The sequence below is a fragment of the Thermogemmatispora sp. genome (assembly GCF_019683635.1).
Lineage (GTDB): Bacteria > Chloroflexota > Ktedonobacteria > Ktedonobacterales > Ktedonobacteraceae > Thermogemmatispora.
In genome coordinates this window covers 87,456-96,223 of record NZ_JADGIA010000001.1, presented here as the reverse complement: position 1 = coordinate 96,223, position 8,768 = coordinate 87,456, and the positions used below count along the sequence as shown (strand labels likewise).

Sequence of the window (8,768 nt, the reverse complement as noted above, 5' to 3'; positions counted from 1 at the left end):
ACTGGCCCTTGCTGGGTGGGTACTTGCGCATCGGGATCAGTCCGGCGCTCCCGATACGGAGGCTCTCCGTCCTCCTCCTCCTCATCTTGACCGGCAGCAGCATCTCTCTCGGCGGCAGAAGCCACCGACGCACCGCTCCGTTCGCGCCCTTCACCCCGATCAGAGGGTTGTCTCGTCTGCAGCAGGCGCGCCCGGCATTCTTCACACAAGCTCGTATCTGCTGCGCAAGGCTTGCCGCAACGCAAACACTGACTCATAGACTTACTCTGTTTTCCTCAGCCTTGCCGGTACTCAACGCATGGATGCGCCGCCAACAAAAGCCACCGCTCATTACGACCCTCAGCACAAGACCTGCTCTTCGCCACCTCAGCCGCCACGTTGCCGCCCTCGCTCCATGCTCATCCATCCAGGAAGCGCTTTGTAAGCCTCAGCCCCCAGGTCGGTCGATACTCTTTCCTCCACCTGCTGGCTTTACACCCCAGACCTTCGCCCCGCTTGACCCCGCCCGTTTCGCTGGCACTCGGCCTGCTCGCTCACCGCTCTGACCAGACGGTACGCGCCAGGAAGTGATCAGGGTTCCAGAGCAAGCGGAAGCAGCAATTCTCTACCTGACCTGATGCCGGCAAGCCCCTTTCAGTGAGTCAGGCGCAGCCGGAAAAATGATCAGCCACGTTTACCTACTATATCACCTTTAAAGGAGGATTGCCAGAGGGAAGCGATCGGTACCAGAGAGCGCCTAACTGAGCGCCCGCCGCAGCAACCAGAAAGCAGGAGGCGGGCAAGAGCCACCGACTTTCAGACGGCTGACTGCTTACCCGCCTCCTCCCTGCTAAAGCAGGAAGAACGTGCTTCTTTGAGGTTGGCCGAGCAGCGGCCAGGCAACAGCTATCTGCCTCGCGCGCTAGCTCCGCAGGACAGCCCCGAACTCCTCGGCCAGGGCCGCCACAATGCGCTCCTGGAGAGCATTCGCCTCAGCATCGGTGAGAGTACGATCCTGTGCCTGGTAAAGCAATGTATAGGTCAGGCTTTTCTTGCCCGGCGGGATCGGTGCCCCGGTATAGACATCAAAGAGAGCCACCGTACGCAGCAGTTCACCGCCGTGGCGCTCGATCGCCTCTTGCACCGCACGCGCCGGTACCTGCTGATCAACTACCACGGCCAGGTCGCGGGTCAGTTCCTGGTGACGAGAAATGGGAGCATAATTCAGGCGTTCGGGAACCGCGGCATAGAGGATCTCCAGGTCCAGCTCGCATAGATAGGCACGGTGAGGCAGGTCGTAGCGCTGCTGCACCAGCGGGTGAACCTCACCCAGGAAGCCAACCGGAGTGAAACGCTCGCCGTCGTCCGCGTCTGGCCGCCCGACCCCGACCTCCAGCAGAGCACAGCGCCCAGGATGAAAGGTCGGATGCTGGGCCGCAGAGAAGCGATAGCGCTGGATGTGCAGACGCTCCAGCAGCGTTTCGACAATGCCCTTCAGATCGTAGAAGTCTGCCGGGCGCGCCAGCTCTGGCACCCAGGAAATGGCCGCCGGCCCACAGAGAGCAATGCCTGCACAGCGCCGCTCCTCGGGTAGCTCACCCGCTCCACGCGGTAAGTAGCGCCGCCCAATCTCGAAGAGGCGCAAGCCCGCCCTATTGCGCTTGCTATTCTCCTGCAGCGTCTCCATCAAGCCGCTCAGCAGCGTCAGGCGCATGCACTCTAGCTCGTTGCTCAGCGGGTTGGCAATGGTGACTGCGGGCAGGGAGCGAGCATCGAAAGGTTCCCTGCTGTCTGAGGCAAAGCCATTCTCAGAGCCGCCCCTTGCCTGCGCGCCGGCAATGACCCAGCCCGCTTGACCATCATCCGCAGGCTTCTGCAGAAGCACCTGCGCCGTCTGGGCATTGACCTCGGCGAGCAGATTGAGCATGCGCTGGCGGCTGGTCATCGCATAGGTAAGAATCTCATGCAGTCCAAGCCCGATGAGAATCTCGCGTATCTCATACTCGCGCTCAAACCAGTGATCGCTCTGCGGCTCCGGCAGCGGTCCCTCGGGCACAGTGGCCGGCAACTGATCGTAGCCGATCATACGCAGGACCTCCTCGACCAGATCGGCCCCTTCCTCGATATCGCCGCGGAAAGTCGGCACGGTGACACGCAGCAGCTGCTCACCGCCAAAAGCGTCAGCGGCGGCAGAGACCTCTTCGACCTTGAATTCGAGGGCGCTGAGGGCCTCGTGCACCTGACGCGAGGTCACCTTCAGGCCCGTCAGCCACTCCACCTCGGCAGGTGAGAAGAGAATAGAGCGCGCTTCTACAGGCTGCGGGTAGACATCGACGATCCCCGGATGCACCTGGCCACCAGCCAACTCGGCCATGAGCTGGGCTGCGCGGTTAGCACCGAAGATGGTCAGCTCGGGATCAAGACCCTTCTCAAAGCGACTGGAGGACTCTGTACGCAGACCCAGAGCCACCGCTGTCCGTCGGACGCTGGCCGGCCTGAAGTTCGCCGACTCCAACAGGATGCGCGTGGTCCCCTCGTTGACCTCGCTAATGGCTGAACCCATCACACCAGCGATGGCCGTCGGCCCCTGCGGATCAGTGATGAGCAGCATATCGTTGCGCAGGCGCCGCTGGACGCCGTCGAGCGTGGTAATTTCTTCACCGTCACGAGCGCGGCGGACAATAATATGATGCTCGCGCACCAGGTCGTAGTCGAAGGCATGCAGCGGCTGGCCTACCTCTAGCATGACATAGTTGGTGATATCGACGATGAGATTGATCGGACGCATACCGGCCATCAGCAGGCGCCGTGCCATCCAGCCGGGCGAGGGTCCAATCTTAACGCCGCTGATGACCCGCGCACTATAGCGCGGGCACAGCGCCGTATCCTCGACTGTCACTTTGACCAGCTCCGCCGCAGGCTGCCCCTGCTCGTTGAAGCGTGGCTCAGGCAGGCGCAGGGGCTTGTGGGTCAGGGCCGCTACTTCACGGGCAATGCCAATGATCGAAGAGAGGTCGCCGCGATGGGCTTTGATGGCGAACTCCAGCACCACGTCGGAGAGCAGGTCAGCAAGCTTGACACCCAGCGGCGTCTCCGGGTCGAGAATGTAGATGCCTGAGTGATCGCTGCCCAGACCCAGCTCGCGCGGCGAGCACAGCATACCTTCTGAGACATAGCCCATCTTGCGCGCCACCCCAATGGTGAGGTCGCCGATGCGCGCGCCCGGCAGGGCCAGCGGCACCTTGTCCCCTTCTTTGATGTTGGGAGCGCCGCAGATAACCCCGATCTCTCCACTCCCAGTGTTGACACGTGTATAGCTCAGGTGATCAGAGCCGGGCACCTTCTCAAGATGCGTAATTTGAGCGGTGATAATGCGGTCCCCCCAGTCGGTCCCGATATAGTCCAGCGTCTCAACCTCTAGCCCTGCCATTGTCAAAGTATGGGCCAGCTCTTGTGGCGACTGGGTAATCTCGACATATTCCTTTAACCAGCTTAGTGGCACTCTCATCGCTGGTAACTCCTCACTGATTTCCTTCCTTCCTTCCTACTGACCTCTCGCCTCGCTCGCTTATTGTATTGGCTCTCGCTCCAACCGTTGTATGCTACTTTTGCTCTATGTGGCCATGAATCTGCCGAACAGATGATGTGTATCACTAGAACTGGCGTAGGAAGCGCAGGTCGTTGCCTGAGAAGAGGCGGATCTCGCCAATGGCATACTTGAGCATGGCGATGCGCTCAACCCCCATGCCGAAGGCATAGCCCCGATATTTGTGGGGATCGTAGCCAACCTCGCGCAGCACCCGTGGATGCACCATGCCGGAGCCGAGGATCTCCAGCCAGCCACTGTACTTGCAGAGGCGGCAACCGCTGCCTTTGCACAGAATGCAGTCGATATCAACCTCTGCGCTGGGTTCGGTGAATGGGAAGTAGCTACCGCGGAAGCGAACACGGCGATCTTCACCGAACATCTCACGCGCAAAGCGGGCCAGACTTCCTTTGAGGTCGGCCATCGTGCACCGCTCATCGACGAGCAGGCCCTCGATCTGGTGAAACATGGCCTCATGGGAGGCGTCAATGGCTTCGTGGCGGAAGACCTTGCCGGGCACGATGACCCGCACGGGCGGACGTGTCGTCTGCATGACGCGAATCTGCATTGGCGAGGTCTGCGTGCGCAGCAAGATCTCGCCGGGCACGACCCAAAAGGTATCTTGCATATCGCGAGCCGGATGGTCCACCGGGATATTGAGCGCCTGGAAGTTGTAGTAGTCGGTTTCGATCTCGGGTCCCTGCACGACCTGGAAGCCCATGCGTGTGAAGATGCGCGCCACCTCCAGAATTGTGCGCGAAATGGGATGCATATGGCCGGCAGGCAAGGCTCGACCCGGCAGAGTCACATCGAGGCGCTCGCGCTCCAGGGCCTCGCGCAGCTCTCGGTCGCGCAGCTCCTGACGGCGGGCCTCCAGTGCGCTTTCAAGTTTCTCCTTGACTGCATTAATCTTTTGACCAATAACCGGGCGCTCCGCTTTACCCAGCTTCGGAATGAGGGTCGAGAAGTTTTTTAACTCGCCGCGATGGCGCCCCAGATAGCGAACATCCCAGTCTTCCAGCTCCGCCGAGCTATTGATCGTCTCTAGCTCACGAAGCGCCCGCTCCTGTAAAGCATCGAGCTGAGCTAACAATGCATCAAGCTGTTCAATCATTGCCGTCCATCCTTCTCTCAGCAGCACACACAAGGTCAGCGAGAGGAGCGCGAGCACCCTCCCTTTCACTAGACCAGCAAGCCGGGCCGCGCCCTGACAGGCTGACAGGCCGGCGTGCTGGCAAGACCTGGGAAGCAGGCACGCCGGCCCTCGCGCCTCCTCCCTCCGGCAGAGGGTCCAGGCAGGCAGCTTGCCGAATCAAAAAAACCGGCACATTCGTCAACTGGGACGAAGCTTGCCGGTCTTGCCAGTCGTGCTGGTCTACCACGACAAGACCATGCTCTCATCTTCCGCTGCGCTGTAACGCTTCTCCTGCTCTCTCTGCGAGAGACGTGGCGGCGTGACAGCCACAGCCGAGAGGGACATGCCTGCCGTGCTGCATGACTCCGCGGTACCACCCGTTTTGGATTGCCTTACTCCACTCCACCTGCTCGCCGACACCTGGCAGCAGATCCAGGTGTCTTGCCCTGGCGCGCCAGGCCGGGGCAGAGCGTTCAGCAATCCCACTCGGTTCGTCCGTTAACGGGGACGAGCCGGGACTGCCTACTGGGGCCGGGCTTGATCAGCCTGCCCTCCTCTGTGACAGTGTCAAACCCCTTCAGCAGCCAGCTCCGGGGTGAACTTCCGCGCAGCGGATCGGCGAAAAGGCTCGCAGCCACTGGCCTTCTCTCTCTGCCGCATCCCCACCGCTTGTTTACCACGGTGGAGCGCTTCCCCTGCCTTCCAGTGTGCGCGTACTCTCCCCTTCAACGCCTTTCTCTCTGACCTCGTCGCCCTTGTATATATAGGCTGGTGTATCCTGAACTGAAGGCGAGGGTCACCCACCCGGTTTTATCCCCAGGCGAGGCGCAATCTCGCTATGCCTGGCGGCTAGAGCGAACCTCTCCCTTGCAGTTCTTCTACCCGTAAGTGCTCAAGTTATAGTATGCCAGATCTGGCGTCGAAAGTCTAGCAGGTAGCCTCGTCCCGTCCCCAGCTCTGCCTGTCCTGTCCTGTCAGCCGGGCCGGCTCGCTCGCCTTCCTCCATCGCGCGCGAAGGTCCAGATAGACGAGCCGCAAGTGAGGAAGAAAGCATCCGCTACACATGAGTAGACTGCCTGGCCCACAGACGCCGATCTTCCCCCCAAAAGAAACCCCGCCGATGACCAGGATGTTAGCACATCGGCGGGTCCAAGAAAAGCCAGTAGCTGCGCTGTCTGAGGCTGAGGCTATGACTGGCGACTGAGCAGGGCCGCCTCCGGCCACCTCTCAGGCACCGTCAGCAGAGCAAGAGGCAAACCGCCTACAGTGAGCCGCCGCCGGTGACCTCCAGGACGTGACCAGAGACATAGTTGGAGAGCGGAGACGCCAGGAAAAGCAAGGCTCCCGCCGCCTCCTCGGGCGTTCCCGCACGACCCAGCGGGATCAGCATCGTGGCCATCTGGCGCAACTGGCCGGGAATACCCAGCTCAACTTCATCACCCTCACGCTGAATCTTCTCACCACTCTCCTTGGGCGCCGTCAATCGCGTCTCAATGAAACCGAAGCAGGCGCAATTGACCTGCACATTGTAGCGCCCCCACTCTTTGGCCAGCGTCTTCGTCAGACCAACAATGCCCGCCTTGGCCGTCGCATAATTCACCTGGCCAGCGTTGCCATGCAGTCCCGAGACCGAGCAGACATTGACAACCTTGCGCGGATTGGCACGCCCGTTAGCCTCCTGCTCACGCTTGGCCGCTTCACGAATAAAATGGGAAGCCTCCCGCAGGATGCGGAAAGGAGCAGTATTGTGCACCTCAAGCATGGCGTACCACTGCTTATCGGTCATCTTGTGAATGACGCCATCCCAGGTGTAGCCAGCGTTATTGACAATAATGTCGAGGCCGCCGAAGGTGTCGAGAGTGCTCTTAATCAGCTGAGCCGGAAAGGCCGGATCAGTCACATCGCCGGCCACAGCGATGGCCTTGCCGCCGGCATTGCGAATAGCCGCCACCGTCTCGTCAGCAGGACCCTGATCGAGATCGCTCACCACAACAGCGGCGCCCTCCGCCGCAAAAAGCTTCGCGGCAGCCGCCCCGATGCCACGTCCAGAGCCGGTGATAATGGCGATTTTACCGTCAAGCAAACCCATTGCGCTGACTCTTCCTTTCTTCACTCACATCGTTATGGATACACAATCGAACAGCGCCCACTTTACGAGCGCCGCTGCTCGCCTTGATACTTGCGTTCGCTGTGCTCATTCCCGCTCTCTAATGCGCTTCTCTGCGGAGCGGACAGGAACGGCCAGGATGGAAGCAGCAGGTGAAGAGCAGGGCGAGCCTACCCCGCCTACTCGCCACCGCGCTTAGGCAGGGCCGCCACGAAGGTTCCGCTGGCCTTGACATCACCGTTCTGATCCACCGCCTGGATCTTGCCAGCAATGCACGCCTCGCCGTCTGCCTCGTATTTCTCAGTGATCGTTCCGCTGCAGGTAATCACGTCGTCAAGACGGGTCATGCTCTTGAAGCGCACGCCAAACTTGCGCAGGGCCGTCGGCCCCACATAGTCGCTGAGCAGCTGCCCGAGAAAGCCCATGATCAGCATGCCATGCGCAATAATGCCACCAATGCCGAGCATTTCCCCAATTTTGGGATCGGTATGGAGCGGATTGAAGTCTCCTGACGCGCCAGCGTAGCGCACAAGCTGCAGATGCGTGACTGGGGCCTTCACAAGCTGGGGGATCTCATCGCCGACCTGGACATCTTCGAAATAGCGCTTCGTGGGAAGTTTGGCTTCCGTTGTCATCAATGAACTCCTTTGGTCGCTCTCTCGACTCTTGTCTCGCTAGCGAACGATCAGAACCTGACGCGCCTTCAGGACTTCTTGCCCCTTCTGATTGGTATAGCGAGTCTCCAGCGTCAGAATATCCATCGAAGAGCCATCCTTGCTCTGACGTGATTTGCCATCGACAAGCGTGGTCACACCGGTCAGGACATCTCCAGCGTAGATCGGCGCCAGATACTCGTATTCCTCTTCACCGTGGATGATACGCATCACATTGACACCGATCGCCATCAGATGCTTGACAAAGTCGGGATTACCCCAGAACTGGAAGGTCGTCGGCGTCGTCGGTGAGGCCGGGACATCAGGGTAGCCCGCTGCTTGTGCCGCCTCTTTGCTATGATAGATCGGATTTTCATCACCGATCGCCAGATTCAGCTCATGAATCTTGCAGCGCTCCACCTGATAGGTGAATGAGGGAAAACTCTGCCCGATCTTGCTCTGGTCAAACATCAGACACCTCTTTTTCGGCAGTACGGCAAGTAGCCAGAAATAGTATATAATGATGGACGAAACGACGGCAACTGAGCCGCGGCCTCGCAGCACGTCGCCGAGGAGCAGACCGCAGCTGCACCCTCTTCATGCCACTTCACCAGCGGCACGGCGCGTTTTGCTGCTGATCTGCGGTTCAGGCCAACGCTGGCATCGCCTGCCTTGTAGGGTATTGTAATTGTACCCGCACCAGAGCAGCAAAAACAACGAACGCACAGAGGAAAGCCATAGATGGAACTGTCGAGCCAGGAAATCGTTGAGCGTCTCAATGGCACTCGGGCCGGCACCCTGTGGGAGGCCCTGGACATCTCGCTGGTCAGCGCTGACAAGGAGCGTGTCGTCTTGAGCATGCCGATTGGACCCCGCCATAAGCAGCAGGCTGGCTACTTGCATGGTGGCATCTCGGTGCTGCTGGCCGAGACAGCCGCCTCCATTGGAACAGCCCTCAACATCAACATGGAGGAGCAGATGGCGCTGGGCCTGGAAATCAACGCCAATCATCTGCGTCCCAAGCGCGAAGGCCGTCTTACAGCCATCGCCACCCCCATTCACCGCGGACGCAGCACCCAGGTCTGGGACATCCGCATCCAGGACGAACAGGAGAAGCTGGTCTGTGTCTCGCGCTGTACCCTCGCCGTGGTACCGCGTCCTCCCGAGGCCATCAACCCACTCATGGCCTCATCCCAGACGTCTGAGTGATTCATCTACATACAGGTCTTGACAGCCTCTGCTCCAGCAGGTACCCTACCTACCAGTAAGGATACTGGCGTCTTTTATTTAGCATAGTGGGCCATCTGG

General features: G+C 60.1%; 7 protein-coding genes. 1 reads left to right on the top strand and 6 read right to left on the bottom strand.

Annotated features, from left to right (window positions below; translation table 11 throughout):
- The 6 genes from IRZ31_RS00370 to IRZ31_RS00345 all read right to left on the bottom strand — a co-directional run.
- The coding region (locus tag IRZ31_RS00370; RefSeq protein WP_297148336.1) for a hypothetical protein at window positions 1-257 on the bottom strand (257 nt) is incomplete at its 3' end.
- Between the two features lie 644 nt (window positions 258-901).
- Complete coding sequence (gene pheT, locus IRZ31_RS00365; protein WP_297148334.1) at window positions 902-3,487, bottom strand: phenylalanine--tRNA ligase subunit beta; 2,586 nt, start codon at window positions 3,485-3,487, stop codon at window positions 902-904.
- Between the two features lie 145 nt (window positions 3,488-3,632).
- Window positions 3,633-4,679 (bottom strand): phenylalanine--tRNA ligase subunit alpha, encoded by a 1,047-nt coding sequence (gene pheS, locus IRZ31_RS00360; protein ID WP_297148332.1) that lies wholly within the window; start codon window positions 4,677-4,679, stop codon window positions 3,633-3,635.
- Between the two features lie 1,282 nt (window positions 4,680-5,961).
- Window positions 5,962-6,789: an SDR family oxidoreductase gene (locus tag IRZ31_RS00355; protein WP_297148330.1), complete on the bottom strand. Its 828-nt coding sequence runs from the start codon at window positions 6,787-6,789 to the stop codon at window positions 5,962-5,964.
- A gap of 197 nt (window positions 6,790-6,986) precedes the next feature.
- Window positions 6,987-7,442 (bottom strand): MaoC/PaaZ C-terminal domain-containing protein, encoded by a 456-nt coding sequence (locus tag IRZ31_RS00350; RefSeq protein ID WP_297148328.1) that lies wholly within the window; start codon window positions 7,440-7,442, stop codon window positions 6,987-6,989.
- Window positions 7,443-7,481: 39 nt separating this feature from the next.
- Window positions 7,482-7,931, bottom strand: a complete 450-nt coding sequence (locus IRZ31_RS00345; RefSeq protein WP_297148326.1) for a MaoC family dehydratase N-terminal domain-containing protein — start codon at window positions 7,929-7,931, stop codon at window positions 7,482-7,484.
- A 270-nt stretch (window positions 7,932-8,201) separates the two neighbouring features.
- Here IRZ31_RS00345 and IRZ31_RS00340 point away from each other — a divergent pair, with 270 nt between their 5' ends.
- Entirely contained in the window at window positions 8,202-8,669 is a 468-nt protein-coding gene (locus tag IRZ31_RS00340; protein WP_151729437.1) for a hotdog fold thioesterase, read from the top strand.
- The last annotated feature ends 99 nt before the right edge of the window (window positions 8,670-8,768 follow it).